Origin of the sequence: Nocardiopsis sp. NPDC057823, from assembly GCF_042797335.1 — a bacterium.
Taxonomy (GTDB): domain Bacteria; phylum Actinomycetota; class Actinomycetes; order Streptosporangiales; family Streptosporangiaceae; genus Nocardiopsis; species Nocardiopsis changdeensis.
The window spans coordinates 62,317-78,416 of record NZ_JBHVLR010000002.1 but is presented as its reverse complement, the minus strand read 5'-3'; the positions used below and the strand labels follow the sequence as shown (position 1 = coordinate 78,416).

14 protein-coding genes are annotated in these 16,100 nt (G+C 73.6%); 1 reads left to right on the top strand and 13 read right to left on the bottom strand.

What is annotated here, in order from left to right; genetic code table 11:
* Nucleotides 1-89: 89 nt before the first annotated feature.
* Nucleotides 90-1,517 carry an MFS transporter gene (locus ACFVNO_RS04640; RefSeq protein ID WP_378889972.1) on the top strand — a complete coding sequence of 476 codons (1,428 nt, stop codon included), beginning with the start codon at nt 90-92 and terminating at the stop codon, nt 1,515-1,517.
* A 75-nt stretch (nt 1,518-1,592) separates the two neighbouring features.
* On the opposite strand, the gene der is transcribed toward ACFVNO_RS04640, so the two are convergent.
* The 13 genes from der to ACFVNO_RS04575 all read right to left on the bottom strand — a co-directional run bounded on the left by der (nt 1,593) and on the right by ACFVNO_RS04575 (nt 16,041).
* Entirely contained in the window at nt 1,593-3,056 is a 1,464-nt protein-coding gene (gene der / locus ACFVNO_RS04635) for a ribosome biogenesis GTPase Der (protein ID WP_378889969.1), read from the bottom strand.
* A gap of 207 nt (nt 3,057-3,263) precedes the next feature.
* The gene (gene cmk / locus ACFVNO_RS04630) at nt 3,264-3,968 is read right to left on the bottom strand and encodes a (d)CMP kinase (RefSeq protein ID WP_378889336.1); all 705 of its coding nucleotides are present in this window, start codon (nt 3,966-3,968) and stop codon (nt 3,264-3,266) included.
* 103 nt (nt 3,969-4,071) lie between these two features.
* Complete coding sequence (locus ACFVNO_RS04625) at nt 4,072-5,184, bottom strand: prephenate dehydrogenase (RefSeq protein WP_378889966.1); 1,113 nt, start codon at nt 5,182-5,184, stop codon at nt 4,072-4,074.
* A gap of 117 nt (nt 5,185-5,301) precedes the next feature.
* Entirely contained in the window at nt 5,302-5,664 is a 363-nt protein-coding gene (gene aroH / locus ACFVNO_RS04620) for a chorismate mutase (RefSeq protein ID WP_220562414.1), read from the bottom strand.
* A gap of 111 nt (nt 5,665-5,775) precedes the next feature.
* On the bottom strand, nt 5,776-7,704 hold the full coding sequence (locus ACFVNO_RS04615; RefSeq protein WP_378889332.1) for a pseudouridine synthase: 1,929 nt from the start codon (nt 7,702-7,704) through the stop codon (nt 5,776-5,778).
* A gap of 268 nt (nt 7,705-7,972) precedes the next feature.
* Nucleotides 7,973-8,548 (bottom strand): SMC-Scp complex subunit ScpB, encoded by a 576-nt coding sequence (gene scpB, locus ACFVNO_RS04610; protein WP_220562416.1) that lies wholly within the window; start codon nt 8,546-8,548, stop codon nt 7,973-7,975.
* Nucleotides 8,545-9,387, bottom strand: a complete 843-nt coding sequence (locus ACFVNO_RS04605; RefSeq protein WP_355255905.1) for a segregation/condensation protein A — start codon at nt 9,385-9,387, stop codon at nt 8,545-8,547. Before ACFVNO_RS04605 ends, scpB begins: the two co-directional genes overlap by 4 nt.
* A gap of 121 nt (nt 9,388-9,508) precedes the next feature.
* Nucleotides 9,509-9,901 (bottom strand): hypothetical protein, encoded by a 393-nt coding sequence (locus ACFVNO_RS04600; protein WP_220562418.1) that lies wholly within the window; start codon nt 9,899-9,901, stop codon nt 9,509-9,511.
* A complete protein-coding gene (locus ACFVNO_RS04595) occupies nt 9,898-10,857 on the bottom strand; it encodes a ParA family protein (RefSeq protein WP_220562419.1) in 960 nt (319 codons plus the stop codon). Before ACFVNO_RS04595 ends, ACFVNO_RS04600 begins: the two co-directional genes overlap by 4 nt.
* Before the next feature lie 218 nt (nt 10,858-11,075).
* A complete protein-coding gene (locus ACFVNO_RS04590) occupies nt 11,076-12,116 on the bottom strand; it encodes a tyrosine recombinase (protein ID WP_355255909.1) in 1,041 nt (346 codons plus the stop codon).
* A complete protein-coding gene (locus ACFVNO_RS04585) occupies nt 12,113-12,778 on the bottom strand; it encodes an NUDIX domain-containing protein (RefSeq protein ID WP_378889324.1) in 666 nt (221 codons plus the stop codon). The genes ACFVNO_RS04590 and ACFVNO_RS04585 overlap by 4 nt, the downstream gene beginning before the upstream one ends.
* Before the next feature lie 42 nt (nt 12,779-12,820).
* Nucleotides 12,821-14,461 (bottom strand): CTP synthase, encoded by a 1,641-nt coding sequence (locus ACFVNO_RS04580; RefSeq protein ID WP_220562422.1) that lies wholly within the window; start codon nt 14,459-14,461, stop codon nt 12,821-12,823.
* Between the two features lie 656 nt (nt 14,462-15,117).
* Nucleotides 15,118-16,041, bottom strand: a complete 924-nt coding sequence (locus tag ACFVNO_RS04575) for a hydroxymethylglutaryl-CoA lyase (protein WP_355255914.1) — start codon at nt 16,039-16,041, stop codon at nt 15,118-15,120.
* Nucleotides 16,042-16,100: the final 59 nt, after the last annotated feature.

The following is a 16,100-nucleotide window of genomic DNA, read 5'->3' as shown; positions in this document are numbered from 1 at the left end:
TTCATGGAGGGGGACACGTGAGCGAGAACCGGCCCGGGGAGCAGCCCGGGAATCCGCCGGGCGAGGCGGCCGCGAAGCAGCCGGCGGCGCTGGCCACCGAGCACCGCACCACCCGCAAGGCCGTCACCGCCGCCGCGATCGGCAACGCCACCGAGTGGTACGACTTCGGCGTCTACAGCTACCTGGCCGTCACCATCGGCCTGGTGTTCTACCCCTCGCAGTCCCAGGGCGTGCAGCTCATCGCCACCTTCACCACGTTCGCCGCGGCCTTCCTCGTGCGCCCGCTCGGCGGCCTGTTCTTCGGCCCGCTGGGCGACCGGATCGGCCGCAAGCACGTGCTGGCCTTCACCATGCTGCTCATGGCGGTCAGCACGTTCTGCATCGGGCTCATCCCCTCGGCCGCCACCATCGGCATCGCCGCGCCGGTCCTGCTGCTCGTCGCCCGCATGCTCCAGGGCTTCTCCACCGGCGGCGAGTACGGCGGCGCCACCACCTTCATCGCCGAGTACGCGCCCGACAAGCGCCGCGGCTTCCTCTCCTCCTGGCTGGAGTTCGGCACCGTCAGCGGGTACGTGGGCGGCGCCGCCATCGTCACCGTCCTGACCCTGCTGCTGGGCCCGGACACCATGCTCGCCTGGGGCTGGCGCATCCCCTTCCTGCTCGCCCTGCCGCTCGGCGCCGTCGGCCTCTACCTGCGGGTCAAGCTGGAGGAGACACCGGTGTTCTCCGACAGCGCCGAGCACGCCGAGGGGTTCGCCAAGGACCCCGAGGGGCACCGCCGCAAGGGGCAGCTGCGCGAGACCGTCGTCGGCCAGTGGCGGAACATGCTGCTGTGCATCGGCCTGGTGCTCGTGTTCAACGTCAACAACTACATGGTGACGGCGTACATGCCCACCTACCTGGAGGCCGAGCTGGGGTACGGCTCGACCGCGGCCCTGCTGCTCACCCTGGCCGCGATGGTCCTCATGCTGGTCGCCGTCACCGGGTTCGGGCGGCTCAGCGACCGGGTGGGGCGCAGGCCCGTGCTGCTGTCGGGCAGCCTGTTCTCCATCGTGCTCACCCTGCCCGCGTTCTGGCTGCTGCAGACCGGCAACCCGGCGGGGGTGGCCCTGGGCATCGTGGTGCTGGCGATCACCCTGGTGCACTTCTCCGGCGCCGCCCCGGCGACGCTCCCGGCGTTCTTCCCGACCAGCGTCCGCTACGGCGCGCTGGCGATCAGCTTCAACATCTCGGTGGCGCTGTTCGGCGGCACCACCCCGCTGGTGGCCGAGTCGCTGGTGCAGTCCACCGGCAACCTCTACTCGCCCGCCTGGCCGGTGATGGCGGCCGGCGCCGTCGGCCTGGTCGTGGTGTGGCGGATGCAGGAGAGCGCCGGGCGCCCGCTGCCGGGCGCGCCCGCCATCCCCGTGCCCGAGCACACCCCGGGCGGCACCCGGCTGCCCTACCCGCGCCCCACCGGCGAGAGCGGGCCCCACGTGCCGCCCAGCAACGTGCGCAGGCTGCCCTCCGAGTCCTGAGCCGCGGACAGGCGAAGGGGGCGCCTCCCTGCCGGGAGGCGCCCCCTTCGGCGTCCGGGCCGCGCCCGTGCGCGGTCAGCGGCGGCGGCGCTGGCGGTCCGGGCGCACACTGCCCTTGGACGCCTTGCCCACGGGCCCGCCCTTCTTCTCCCGGATCCTCATGCTGATGTGGATCGGCGAGCCCTCGAACCCGAAGTCCTCGCGCAGGCGCCGCTCGATGAACCGCCGGTAGTTGTCCTCCAGGAACCCGGTGGTGAACAGCACGAACTGCGGCGGCTTCGCCCCCGCCTGCGTCGCGAACAGGATCTTGGGCTGCTTGCCTCCGCGCACCGGCGGCGGGGTCGCCGCCACCAGCTCCTTGAGCCAGTTGTTCAGCTGCCCCGTCGGGATGCGCTGGGACCAGCCGGCCAGGCTCGTCTCGATCGCCGGGACCAGCTTCTCCATGTGGCGGCCGGTCCGGGCGGAGATGTTCACCCGGGGCGCCCAGGCGACCCGCGCCAGCTGGCGGTCGATCTCCTTCTCCAGGTAGATCCGGCGCTCCTCGTCGAGGATGTCCCACTTGTTGAACGCCAGCACCAGGCCGCGGCCGGCCTCCACCACCTGCTCGACCACGCGGATGTCCTGCTCGGCCAGCGGTTCGCTGACGTCCATCAGGACCACCGCGACCTCGGCCCGCTCCAGGGCGGTGCCGGTGCGCATGGTGGCGTAGTAGTCGGCGCCCTGGAGGGCGCGGAACCGGCGGCGGATGCCGGCGGTGTCGATGAACTTCCAGGTCTTGCCGCCCAGCTCGATCAGCTCGTCGACGGCGTCGCGGGTGGTGCCCGCCACCGAGTCCACGACCACGCGGTCCTCGCCGGCGAGCCGGTTGAGGAGGCTGGACTTGCCCACGTTCGGGCGCCCCAGCAGGGCCACCCGCGGCGGGCCGTCCTCGGTCTCGGGCGCCTCGGCCTCCCGGGCCTGCTCGGGGAAGGCCGCCACGACGGCGTCCAGCAGGTCGCCGGTGCCGCGGCCGTGCAGGGCGCTGATGGGGTAGGGCTCGCCCACGCCCAGGTTCCACAGCTCCAGCGCGTCGGACTCCTGCATGCTGCCGTCGACCTTGTTGGCCGCCAGCACCACGGGCCGGTTGGTGGCGCGCAGCACGCGGGTGACGGCCTCGTCGGCGTCGGTGATGCCGACCGTGGCGTCCACCACGAACAGGACCACGTCGGCGGTCTGCGCCGCGTATTCGGCCTGGCGGGCGACCATCGCGGCCAGCCCGCTGACGCTGGTCTCCCAGCCGCCGGTGTCCACCAGGGTGAACTGGGTGCTCTGCCACTCGGCGTCGTAGGCGACCCGGTCCCGGGTCACCCCCGGCACGTCCTCGACCACGGCCTCGCGGCGGCCGATGATGCGGTTGACGAGACTGGACTTGCCCACGTTGGGGCGGCCCACCACGGCCACCACCGGCAGCGGGGCGGTCTCGCCCCCGGTGCCGATGTCGGCGTTCTCGAAGTCGTCGTTCACGTACTGCTCCCGGTCCTTGAGTCCCCGCGCGCCCAGGATGCGTGCCGCGGGGAGTGCGAAAGCCGACCGGCCGCGCCCGTGCGATACGGGGCGGCCCGATCGGCGCGGACGCCGTCGGCGTCCGCGTGTGTACCGCGAAGGGCAACCTCCGCGGGTGTCCGTGTGTTCCCCCCGGTGTCCGATGTCACCCCGCGCTCACGGGGCCGGACCGGGGAGGGGCGGCCCCTGCGGGCGCCCGGAGGGTCAGGCGCGGGCCGCCGCGGCGGCCTCGTCGACGAGCTTGACGACCAGGGCGACGACCTCGTCCAGGTCCAGCCCGGTGGTGTCCAGCTCGGCGGTGTCAGAAGTCAGCGTCAGCGGCGAGTGGGCGCGGCTGGAGTCCAGCTTGTCCCGCAGCTCCAGGGCGGCCTGGGTGCCGGCCACGTCGCCGGTGCGGATCTCCTTGCTGCGGCGCTGCGCGCGGGCCTCCGCGCTGGCGGTGATGAACAGCTTCACCGGGGCGTCGGGGGCGACCACCGTGGTGATGTCGCGGCCCTCCACCACGATGCCCGCGCACTCGCGCCGGGCGGCGTCGATGATCTCCCGCTGGGCGCTCACCAGCAGCTCACGGGCCCGCGGCACCGCCGAGACGGCGCTGACACTGCCGGTGACCTCCTTGGTGCGGATCTCCACGGCCACGTCGCGGCCGTCGACGGACACCGTCGGGGCGGCCGGGTCGGTGCCCATCTCGATGACCGGGCGCCCGACGGCGGCGGCCACCGCGGCGGAGTCGTGCACGTCCACGCCGTTGTCGAGCATCCACCAGGTCAGCGCGCGGTACATGGCGCCGGTGTCGAGGTAGCGCAGGCCGCGCGCCCTGGCCACACCCTTGGAGGTGCTCGACTTGCCCGACCCGGAGGGACCGTCGATCGCGATGACGATGCCCTCGGTGCTGCCCTGCCCGCTCACGTGATCCTGCCTCTACCGCTCGTCGTACTGCCGACGCCCCAGCCTACCGGCGCGGAACACTCGCGGCGTCCACGCGCGGCACCGCCCACGCGGTGCGCGCCGTTCAGGCGCCCGGGTGGACCGACCAGCCGTCGGCGGCCAGCGCCCGGCCGAGGGTGTCCACCCCCGCGGGCAGCACGTACAGCTGCGCCACGCCCAGCGGCAGGCCCGGGGTGTGCTCGATGCGCACGTCCTCGATGTTCACGCCGGCGTCGGCGGCCGCGGCGAACAGGCGGCCCAGGGTGCCCGGCTCGTCCGGGATCACCACCGGGATCACCGTATAGTCCGGCAGCGTCGGCTCGCCGTGCTTGCCGGGGATGCGCCCGTGCCCGTCCCGGCCCCGGACCAGCAGGTCCCGCACCGGTCCGGCCTCCATGTCCGGCCCGGCCAGCGCGTCGGCGGTCCGGAACAGGTCCTCGGCCACCGCGCGCAGCACCCGCGCGACCGGGGCGGCGTTGTGGGTGAGGATCTCCGTCCACAGCGACGGGTCGCCGCCCGCCACCCGGGTGACGTCGCGCAGGCCCTGGCCGGCCAGGGTCAGGGCGTCCTCGCCCGCGTCGAGCAGCCGGGCCGCCACCGCGGAGGAGGCCAGGTGCGGGACGTGGGAGACCAGCGCCACGGCCCGGTCGTGCGCGGCGGCGTCGACGACCAGCGGGTCGGCCCCGCACAGGCGGGCCACCTCCGCGACCCGCTCGACCGCGCCCGGGTCGGCCTTGCCGGTCGGGCACAGCGCCCACGAGCGGCCCAGGAACAGGTCCGCGCGGGCCGCGCCCGGCCCCCGCTTCTCCCTGCCGCCCATCGGGTGCCCCGGCACGAAGGTCGCCAGGTCGCAGCCCAGGTCCTCGGCGGCCGCCACCACGCTCGCCTTCACGCTGGCCGCGTCGGTGTAGACGTGCGCGAGCCCGTCGTCCTGGGCCCGGCGCAGCACCTGCGGGACCACCGCGGGCGGGGCGGCGATCACCGCGACGTCGGCCGGGTGGCCGCCGGAGCCCTCCAGCGGCTCCCCCGCGCCCAGGTCGCAGGCCAGCCGCAGGGCGGCCGCGTCCGGGTCGGACAGCAGGACCTCCACGCCGTGCGAACGCAGGGCCAGCGCGATCGACGTGCCGATCAGGCCGGCCCCCAGCACCGCGACCCGGCGCACGGACGGCCGTCCGTCGCGCGCCCCCGCGTCCCCGATCCCGCTCACCGTGCTCCCCCGCCCCGTACGTCCGATTCCGTGTCATCCCAGATTAGGGCGTGTCCGGCGGGCACCGCCCGCGACGGGTCCGCGGAACGGCGGCCGGGGCGGCGGCGCCTACTGCGCGATGTCCAGCCGCAGCGCCTGCGCGCCCCGCAGGTACACGTGGTGCAGCTCCGCGCGCGGGCGGTCGGTCTCCACGTGCGCCATCAGCCGCACCACGCGCGGCAGGGCGTGCGGGACCCCGATCTCGGTGGCGCACATCAGCGGGACGTCGACGAACCCGAGCTCGCGGGCGGCCAGCGCCGGGAACTCGCTGGTCAGGTCCGGGGTGGCCGTGAAGAGCACGCTGATGACGTCCTCCGGCTCCAACCCGTTGCGCCGCATCACCTCGGAGACCAGTTCGGCGGTGGCCTCCAGCACCTGCCCGCGTTCGTCCGCGTCGACCTGCACCGCTCCGCGAATGGCCCGTACCGCCACGTCGATCCCGCCTTGTCCGTCGTTCCGCGTTCCCGTCCCCGGTCGGAGGAACGGGAACGGCGGCCGCGACCCCGGGTCGCGACCGCCGTCAACTGTATAACCAGCCGGGACCTACAGCCCGGCGGCCTTGTAGAGCTCGCTGACCTCGCGCGGGGTCAGCGCCCGCATCGTGCCCAGCTTGAGGGTGTTCAGGTCGATCGGGCCGACCTGGGTGCGGGCCAGGTCCGCGACCGGGTGGCCGACGGCCTCCATGACGCGGCGCACGATGTGCTTGCGGCCCTCGTGGAGGCGGATCTCCACCAGCGCCTTCGCGCCGTCGTTGTCGACCACGCGGAAGGAGTCGATCTCGACCGGGCCGTCCTCCAGCTCCACGCCCGCGCGCAGCTGCTTGACCACGCTGTGCGGGACGGGGCCGGGCACCTTGGCGATGTAGGTCTTGATGACCTTGTACCGCGGGTGGGTGAGCCGGTTGGACAGCTCGCCGTCGTTGGTGAGCAGGATGAGGCCCTCGGTCTCGGTGTCGAGCCGGCCGACGTGGAAGATCCGCTCCTCGGTCTGGCCGGTGTAGTCGGCCAGGGTGGGGCGGCCCTCCGGGTCCCACATGGTGCTCACGACGCCGCGCGGCTTGTTGAGCGCGAAGTAGAGCTTGTCCGGGGACGTGACGACGCGCATGCCGTCGACGCGGATCTCGGACTTCTCCGGGTCCACCCGGGCGCCGAAGCGGCGGACGACCTCGCCGTCCACGCTGACGCGGCCCGCGGCGATCATCTCCTCGCTGGCGCGGCGGCTGGCGACGCCGGCGGCGGCGAGGGCCTTCTGGAGGCGGATGCCGCCCTCGACGTCGGTGTAGCTGTCGCGGGCCTCGTCGGGACGGTCCTCGTCCTTGGGGTCGTACTCCGAACGCAGCGCGTTGAGGCGCTCGCGGGCGGCCTTGGAGAGCTGGTTCTCGCTCTTGATGTCGCCCATGCGCACCTTGCGGCCGCCGGGGAGGTCGCCGGAGTGGTCGATCTTGTGCCGGGGCTTCTTGGGACGCGCGTCCCGGTCGCCCTCGAAGGAGCGCCCGCCGGGACCGCGCGAGTCGCGGTCGCCGAAGGAGCGGCGGTCGTCGCCGTCGCGCCCGCCGCGGAAGCCGCCCTCGCGCGAACCGCCGAAGGAGCGCCCGCCGCGGTCGTCGCGGGAGCCGCCGTGGGAACGGCCGCCGGGACCGCGCGAGTCGCGGTCGCCGAAGGAGCGGCGGTCGTCGCCGTCGCGCCCGCCACGGTAGCCCCCGCGGTCGCCGCCCTCACGGGAGCCGCCGTAGGAACGCCCGCCACGGTCGTCACGCGAGCCCCCGTAGCCGCCACGGCCACGGTCCCCGCCATCACGGCCACCCCGGAAGCCGCCCTGGCCACGGGAGTCACCACCGTCACGCCCACCGCGGTAACCACCACGGTCGCCACCCTCACGCGAACCGCTGAAGGAACGGCGGTCGTCGCCGTCGCGCCCGCCACGGTAGCCCCCGCGGTCGCCGCCCTCACGGGAGCCGCCGTAAGAACGCCCGCCACGGTCGTCACGCGAGCCCCCGTAGCCGCCACGGCCACGGTCCCCACCGTCACGGCCACCCCGGAAGCCGCCCTCGCGGGAGCCGCCGAAGGAGCGCCCGCCGGGACCGCGCGAGTCGCGGTCGCCGAACGAACGACGGTCATCGCCGTCGCGCCCGCCGCGGTAGCCCCCGCGGTCGCCGAAGGAGCGGCGGTCGTCGCCGTCGCGCCCGCCGCGGAAGCCGCCCTCGCGCGAACCGCCGTAGGAGCGCCCGCCACGGTCGTCACGGGAACCCCCGTAGCCGCCACGGCCACGGTCCCCGCCATCACGGCCACCCCGGAAGCCGCCCTGGCCACGGGAGTCGCCACCGTCACGCCCACCGCGGTAACCACCACGGTCGCCGCCCTCACGGGAGCCGCCGTAGGAACGCCCGCCGCCGTAGCCGCCGGAGTCACGTCCGCCACGGGAGTCGCGGTCGCCGTAGGAACGACGGTCTCCACCGTCACGAGAATCACTCATGGAACGTCCCTCACCTGCGCCACGGAAATCACGGCCGCCGCTGCGGCCCCCACCAGTACCACGGAAGTCACGCCCGCCACGGGAGTCACCACCGTCGCGCGGGCCGCGGAATCCGCCGCGGTCCCCGCCGTAGGAGCGGCCTGCACGGCCGCGGTCGTCCCCACCCCGGGGACCTCGTTCGTCGCGGCGGTCGCGGCCGCCGCCGTTGTCGTTTCGATCGCCGCGCTCACCGCGCGGGGCGTAGTCCCGCGCACCGCGGGAACTGTCGTTAGGTGTGCTCACCGGTGTCGTCTAGACCTTCGATGTCGTCGGGCAGGAACGGTGCCAGATCCGGCAGCTCGTCGAGGCTGCGCAGGCCGAGCCGTTCCAGGAAATAGGAGGTGGTCCGGTACAGCAGGGCACCGGACTCCGGGTCGTGACCGGACTCTTCGATCAGCCCCCTCAGTACGAGGGTACGCATGACGCCGTCGCAGTTGACACCGCGGACCGCGGAGACCCTGCCACGGGAGACCGGCTGGCGGTAGGCCACCACCGCCATCGTCTCCAGCGCGGCCTGGGTCAGCCGCACCTCCTGCCCCTCCTTGAGGAAGTGCTCCACGATGTCGGCGCACTCCGGCCGCGTGTACACGCGCCAGCCGTCGGCCACCGCCCGAAGGTCGAAACCCCTGCCCTGCTCGGTGTATTCCCGCGACAGCGATTCGAGCGTCTCGGAGACCACCGCCACCGGCACCCCCAGCGCGCGGGCCAGGTCGTACTCCGAGACCGGCTGGTCCACCACCATCATCACCGCCTCCAGGTCGCGGCGCAGGGTCGGCGGCACCTCGGCGGTCTCCTCCACGGTCACTGGTCCTCCCCCTTCTCCGCGTCCGCCGGATCGGCGTCGTACTCGCTGTCCACCTCGACCTCGCCCTCGCCGCCGGTCCAGGTGACGACCAGCTCCCCGAGCGGCTCGGGCTGGTCGAAGCCCACGTTCGCGGCCCGGTACAGCTCCAGCAGCGCCAGGAACCGCGCGATGACCTCGAAGGTACCGTCGCACTCGGCGGCCAGCTCCGCGAACGTCATGCTCCCCCGCTCGCGCAGCACCGCCACCATCAGCTCGCCCTGCTCCTTGACGGAGGTCTTGGGCTGGTGGATGTGGGTGACCGGGACGCTCGGCGGCTCCTTGGGGGTGAACACCATCCCGGCCAGCGCCGCGAACTCCTGCGGCCCCAGCTTGAACAGCACCTCCGGGCGCAGCGCCTCGAACCGCTCCTCCAGCGGCACGGCGCGCGCGTACCGGCGGCCCTGCGCCCCCAGCCGGTCGCGCAGGAACGCCGCGACCTCCTTGTACGCCCGGTACTGCAGCAGCCGGGCGAACAGCAGGTCGCGGGCCTCCAGCAGGGCGAGGTCCTCCTCGTCCTCCACATCGCCGCGCGGGAGCAGCCGGGCCGCCTTCAGGTCCAGCAGGGTGGCGGCCACGAGCAGGAAGTTGCTGGCCTGGTCCAGGTCCCAGGCCTCCCCGTGGGCGCGGATGTGCGCGATGAACTCGTCGGTGACCTTCGACAGCGACACCTCGGTGATGTCGAGCTTGTGCTTGGCGATGAGCCCCAGCAGCAGGTCGAACGGCCCCTCGAAGTTGTCCAGGTGCACCAGGAAGGCGTTCTCGCCCGCCTCCACGGCCTCGTCCGGAGGTCCCCCCGTCATGCCCCCGGCCCCTCGTCGTCGTAACCCATGCACACAAGGGTGTCACCGGCCAGCCCCCGCCGGTGACACCCTCGGTCGTCCCCGCCCCCCGGTACCCCCTCCGACACCGGGCGGGCGTTGTTCAGTCCTCGCTCAGCCGCCGCACCAGCATGCTGGCGGGCCCGTGCTCCTCGAAGTCGGCGAGCAGGACGGCGACCGCCTCACGGACCAGGCGGCCCCGGTCGGCGGACAGCCCGTGCTCGGCGCGCAGCGACAGCCGGGTCTGCTCCAGGGCCAGCAGCTCGGGCCCGGAGATGTAGACGGTGATCTTCTCGTCGTGGCGCTGCCTGCCGCTGGGCTTGGGTGCGCCGTCGACCACCCTGGTGGAGCCCTTGGCGCGCGCGGGGCGCGTCCGGGGCTCGGTCCTTCGCTGTTCCGGTGCCGTGTACTGGCGTTCGGTCTCCGTGTCGGGCACCGCGTCCACCTCGGTGCCGCTGGGGCGGAAGAACAGTTCGTCCGCCCCGGGTAGGGTCACGCGCCGCGACCGCTGAGAGGCCACCTCGCCAGCACCTCCTTGGCCAGTTCCCGGTAGGCGTTGGCGCCGGCCGAGGAGGAGTCGAACCTGGTGATGGGCTCGCCCGCCACGGTGGCGTCCGGGAAGCGCACGGTGCGGTTGATGACCGTGCCGTAGACCTTGTCGCCGAAGCCGTCGATGATGGTGGACAGGACCTCGCGGGCGTGGAGTGTGCGCGGGTCGTACATCGTGCCCAGGAAGCCGTCGATGACGAGGCGCTCGTTGAGCCGCTCCTGGACCTTCTGGATGGTGTCCATGAGCAGGGCCACACCGCGCAGCGCGAAGAACTCGCACTCCAGCGGCACGATGACGCCGTCGGCGGCGGTGAGGGCGTTGACGGTGAGCAGGCCCAGCGAGGGCTGGCAGTCGATGAGGACGACGTCGTAGTCGTCGATCACCGGTCGCAGCGCCCGGCCGAGCATCTGCTCGCGGGCCACCTCGCCGACCAGCTGCACCTCGGCGGCGGACAGGTCGATGTTGCTCGGGATCAGGTCCAGGCCGTCGATGTCCGTCTTGAGCAGGACGTCCTCGACCGTCACGTCCCGCTGCATGAGCAGGTTGTAGACGGTCAGGTCCAGCTCGCGCGGGTCGAGCCGGCCCAGCCCGACCGACAGGGCTCCCTGCGGGTCGAAGTCGACCAGCAGCACCCGTCTGCCGTACTCGGCGATGGCGGCGCCGAGGTTGATGGTGGTGGTGGTCTTGCCGACCCCGCCCTTCTGATTACAGAGTGCTACAATCCGTGCCGGGCCGTGTTCGTCGATGGGCTCTGGCACCGGATAGGTCCGTTCAGGTCTTGACGCGTGCAGATCGGCCCCCGTGTTGCGTGTCGTGCCCCAGGGGTTGGTCACCGGGTCGGCGAGTTCCTGCTCGCCGACGGCCGCGCCGTGCGCGGCGGCGTCGTTCTCCGACCAGTTCACAACCCTGGACCTCCCCTACGGACCGGCCACGGCCCGAAGGGATGCCGTGCCCCTGGAGCCTGGCGGCCGTCGGAAACTCAATATGTCGACAGCAACGTACCTCTGTGCGGCGACTCTAGAACGCCGACACGACGCACTTCAATGAAACCCGAGTGTAGAATCCCACGTCCTCGCCCCGGAGGGAAACCGAACGCACATATCCGGTCACGCGCGATCCCCTACCCCTGGGGGCTTTCCCGCAGGTCGGAGCCGCCGCGGCGGTGCGCGCGCGGATGGCTGGCCGCGTAGACCTCGCGCAGCCGGTCGACTGTCACAAGTGTGTAGACCTGTGTAGTGGTGACCGAACTGTGCCCCAGGAGCTCCTGCACGACCCGGATGTCCGCACCGCCGTCGAGCAGGTGGGTGGCGAAGGAGTGCCGCAGGGTGTGCGGGGACACCCCCGCCACCCCCGCGCGTTCGGCCACCGCCCCCAGCACGCCCCAGGCGCCCTGCCGGGTGAGCCTGCCGCCGCGCGCGTTGAGGAACAGCGCCGGGCCGCCCCGGCCGCGCCCGGCGCGGGCCAGCACCGGCCGGGCCCGCGTCAGGTAGGCGGCCAGCGCCCGCCGGGCGTGGGAGCCCACCGGAACCAGCCGTTCCTTGCCGCCCTTGCCGGTGATCCGCACCAGCCCCACGTGGTCCTCGGGCACGGGGGCGTCCAGGCCGACGGCGTCGGCCACGTCGTCCACGTCGGCGCCGACCGCCTCGGAGATGCGCGCGCCGGTCCCGTACAGCAGCTCCAGCAGGGCCCGGTCGCGCAGCGCCAGCAGGGCGGCCCGGTCGCCGGCGGCGACGGGGGCCTCCACCGGTCCGGCGGCCGCCAGCAGGCGCTCGACCGTCTCCACCGGGACTGCCTTGGGCAGCCGCATCGGGGTGGCGGGCGGGGCCAGGTCGGCGGTCGGGTCGGTGGCGGCCCGCCCCTCGCGCACCGCGAACCGGTGCAGGCCGCGCACGGCGGCCAGGGTGCGCGCCGCCGACGCCGCCGCCAGCGGCGCCCGCCCGTCCCCGCCCTCGCGCAGGGCCCGCACGAAGGAGCCCGCCACGGCGGGGGTGACCAGGTCGACCGAGTCCACCCCCGCCGCGGCCAGGTACTCCCGGTACCGGCGCAGGTCGGCGCGGTAGGCCGCCAGCGTGTTGTCGGCCAGCGCCCGCTCGGCGCTCAGGTGGTCCAGGAACGCCGCGCACACCCGCTCCACCCCGGAGGGGCCGCCCGCGCCCGTCACGGCTCGGCGGGCTCGCGCAGGCCGGTGAAGCCCTCGCGGGAGGCGGCGTGCGCGGCCAGGACGCCGATCACCGTCGCCCCGTTGTGCAGCCGCCCGGCCAGGGCCAGGCCCACCGCCTCGTCCAGCGGCACCCACTCGGCGACCAGGTCGGCCTCCTCGTGCTGGCGCTCGAAGTCGATCTCCTCGGCCGGCACCTCCGACAGCCCGCGGGCCAGGAACACGTAAATGCGCTCGTTGGAGAAGCCGGGGCTGGGGAAGAAGTCGGCGAGCTCGTGCCAGGTGTCGGCGCGCAGCCCCGCCTCCTCCACCAGCTCGCGGCGGGCGGTGGCCAGCGGACCCTCGCCCTCGCCGTCGATGATCCCGGCGGGCAGCTCCCACAGCGTGTGCCGGGTGGCGTGCCGGTACTGGCGCTGCAGCAGCACCCGGCCGGCGTCGTCCAGGGCCAGCGCGGCCGCGGCCCCCGGGTGCTCCATGTAGTCGCGGGCGGCGAGGCTCGTACCGCGGCCGCCCGGGCCGGGCATCCGCACCCAGTCGGTGCGCATGCCCACCAGGCGGGAGCGGAAGCGGTCCTCGGACCGCTCCACCGGCCACGACGCGGGGGCGTCCGCGATCTTCGCGTCCGCCCCCGTGTTGTCGGTTCCGGCCGGGCGGGTGTGACTCATATGCTCTCGCCTCTCAGGCTCGTGCCCCGCCCGGCCCCACCTTCAGGACTTCTTGTTCTCCAAGGCCGCCGCGATCAGACCGCGGAACATCGGGTTGGCCTTGGTCGGCCGGGAACGCAGTTCCGGGTGCGCCTGCGTGGCGATGTAGAACGGGTGGACGTCCCGGGGCAGCTCGACGTACTCCACCAGCTTGCCATCCGGGGACAGCCCGGAGAACACCAGACCCGCCTCCTCCAGCTTGGGCCGGTAGGCGTTGTTGACCTCGAACCGGTGGCGGTGGCGCTCGGACGCCTGCGCCTGGCCCCCGTACAGGTCGCGCGCCAGGGTGCCCTCGCCCAGGTCGGCGGGGTACAGGCCCAGCCGCATGGTGCCGCCCATGTCGCGCTCGCCCGAGACCACGTCCTCCTGGTCGGCCATGGTGGCGATGACCGGGTCGACGGCCTTGTCGTCGAACTCGGTGCTGTTGGCGCCCTCCAGGCCCAGCACGTTGCGCGCGTACTCGATGACGATCGCCTGCAGGCCCAGGCAGATGCCCAGCAGCGGGACGCGGTTCTCGCGGGCGTAGCGGATGGCGCCGATCTTGCCCTCGATGCCGCGCACGCCGAACCCGCCGGGGATGAGGATGCCGTCGACGCCGTCCAGCTCGGCGGCCGCGCCCGAGGGGCTGGCGCAGTTGTCGCTGGCGACCCAGCGGATGTTCACCCGGGTGTCGGTGGCGAACCCGCCGGCGCGCAGCGCCTCGGAGACCGACAGGTAGGCGTCGGGCAGGTCGATGTACTTGCCGACCATGGCGATGGTGACCTCGTGGTCGGGCTGGTGCACGCGGCGCAGCAGCGAGTCCCACTCGGTCCAGTCCACGTCGCGGAACGGCATGCCCAGGCGGCGCACGACGTAGGCGTCCAGGCCCTCGCGGTGCAGGACCTTGGGGATGTCGTAGATGGACGGGGCGTCGGGGGTGGAGACCACGCCCGCCTCGTCCACGTCGCACATGAGGCTGATCTTGGCCTTCAGGCTCTGGGTGATGGGCCGGTCCGAGCGGCACACGATGGCGTCGGGCTGGATGCCGATGCTGCGCAGGGCGGCGACCGAGTGCTGGGTCGGCTTGGTCTTCATCTCGCCCGAGGGGCCCAGGAAGGGGATCAGCGAGACGTGCAGGAAGAAGCAGTTGTCGCGGCCGATCTCGTGCCGGATCTGGCGGACCGCCTCCAGGAACGGCTGCGACTCGATGTCGCCGACCGTGCCGCCGATCTCGGTGATGACGATGTCGACCTCGGGGTCGTCCATCGCGTAGATGCGCGACTTGATCTCGTTGGTGATGTGCGGGATGACCTGCACGGTGTCGCCGAGGTAGGCGCCCTGCCGCTCCTTGGCGATGACGCTGGAGTAGATCTGCCCGGTGGTGACGTTCGCGGTCGCCGACAGCTCGGTGTCGAGGAAGCGCTCGTAGTGGCCCACGTCCAGGTCGGTCTCGGCGCCGTCGTCGGTGACGAACACCTCGCCGTGCTGGAACGGGTTCATCGTGCCGGGGTCCACGTTGAGGTACGGGTCCAGCTTCTGCATGGTGACCCGCAGCCCGCGCGACTTCAGGAGCCGGCCGAGGCTCGAAGCGGTGAGGCCTTTGCCGAGACTGGAGGCGACGCCGCCAGTAACGAAAAGGTGCTTGGTACTCGCGGCGGATGCCAAAGTGTTGCTCCCGTGGGTTGAGTGGCTACGGCGGGCTCGGAGGAGCCAGAGCGGCCGTGCGGCGGTCCGGTTCCGAGGCGGTGGGATCATCGCTTCGGTCCGCCCGGACATCCACGGGGCACCAGGATAACAGGCCCCCGCGGAACCACATCCGCAGAACACCTTTCCCGGGGCCGCTGTTCCCACCGCGACCTGCGGCGATCCCGGGGGCCAGGGGAAGGCGCCCCCGCGGCGGCGGCCGTGTCGTGTGCGTCACGGTCGCGGAAACGCCCGCCGGAAGGGGCCTCCCGTCCGCCGCCGCCCCTTCCTGCGCCGCCCCCGCTTCGCGACGAACACCACAGGCCCCGCCCGCCCCACCCGTCACCCGGGTGGCCGGTCTCGGACCGGCGGGGACCGTATCCCCGGCCCCTGCCGGACGGGATCCGCGAAGGGACACGCGCGTCCCCGCCGAGCGCGTACGACCGCCCCGGCCCGGGAGGGCCCCGCCCCGGCGGGGGCCGAGAGGACCCGTCGCGAAGGACCCGAAGGGACACGCAGGTCCCCGCCGAGTGCGTACGAGCGTCCCGGCAAGGGACGAGAGGGCCCGTCCCGCGAAGGGCGCGAAGGGTGCCGCGAGCGAGCACCGTCGCCCCGCCCCGGCGGGGCCGGCGGGCCGGTCAGGCGGGGAAGTCCCCGGCGCGGCCCAGGTAGGCCGGGGGCGCCTTGTCCAGGCGCTCGCCCGTCCAGTCGCCCAGGGCGGCGGCCGCCGACAGGCTCACGCCCGTGTGCAGGCCGCTGCGGTGCAGCAGGTACAGCAGGTCCTCGGTGGCGATGTTGCCGGTCGCGGCGGGCGCGAACGGGCAGCCCCCGAAGCCGCCCACGCTGGAGTCCAGCACCCGCACCCCGGCCTCCGCCGCCGCCCAGGCGTTGGCGTAACCGGTGTTGCGGGTGTTGTGGAAGTGGCAGCGCAGCGCGCGCCCGCCGGCGACCGCGGCCACCGCCCCCACGAGTTCGGTGACCTGGTGGGGCACCCCCACGCCGATGGTGTCGGCCAGCGCGATCTCCACCGCCGAGGTGTCGGCGATGCGCCGCACCACCTCCACCACCCGCTCCGTGGACACCTCCCCGTCGAAGGGGCAGCCGAACGCCGTCGACACGGTGACGCTCAGCGGGACGCCGGTGCCCTCCAGGGCCCGGTCGATGTCGGCCAGCGCGTCGAGCATCCCGTCGACGGTGGTGCCCTGGTTGCGCACGCAGAACCCGTCGGTGGCGGGCACCGCGACGTTCACCTCCGACACCGCGGCCTCGAGCGCCCGGTCCAGGCCGCGCCGGTTGAGGACCAGCCCGATGTGGGAGACGCCCGGGGCGCGCCGCACGCCCTTCATGATCTCCTCGGCCCCGGCCATCTGCGGGACCCTCTTGGGGTTGACGAAGCTGACGGCCTCGATACGGCGCAGCCCCGCGTCTGCGGCCCGGTCGATCATCGCGATCCGGTCCTCGACCGAGAGCACCTTCGCCTCGTTCTGCAGCCCGTCGCGCGGCCCCACCTCGACGATCTCGACGTGCTCGCCGCCCGCCGGCCCCCGGTCGTCCACGGTCATGTCCGTCCCCTCCCACGCGCCCGTGCGTTCGCGCACAGGCTAGCCCAGGGGACCGCGGA

Bases quoted from the DNA above. Each gene is read 5' to 3' on its own strand.
- ACFVNO_RS04615 (WP_378889332.1), bottom strand. From the start codon at position 7,704: ATGAGTGATTCTCGTGACGGTGGAGACCGTCGTTCCTACGGCGACCGC.
- ACFVNO_RS04585 (WP_378889324.1), bottom strand. From the start codon at position 12,778: ATGAGTCACACCCGCCCGGCCGGAACCGACAACACGGGGGCGGACGCG.
- ACFVNO_RS04575 (WP_355255914.1), bottom strand. From the start codon at position 16,041: ATGACCGTGGACGACCGGGGGCCGGCGGGCGGCGAGCACGTCGAGATC.
- ACFVNO_RS04605 (WP_355255905.1), bottom strand. From the start codon at position 9,387: ATGACGGGGGGACCTCCGGACGAGGCCGTGGAGGCGGGCGAGAACGCC.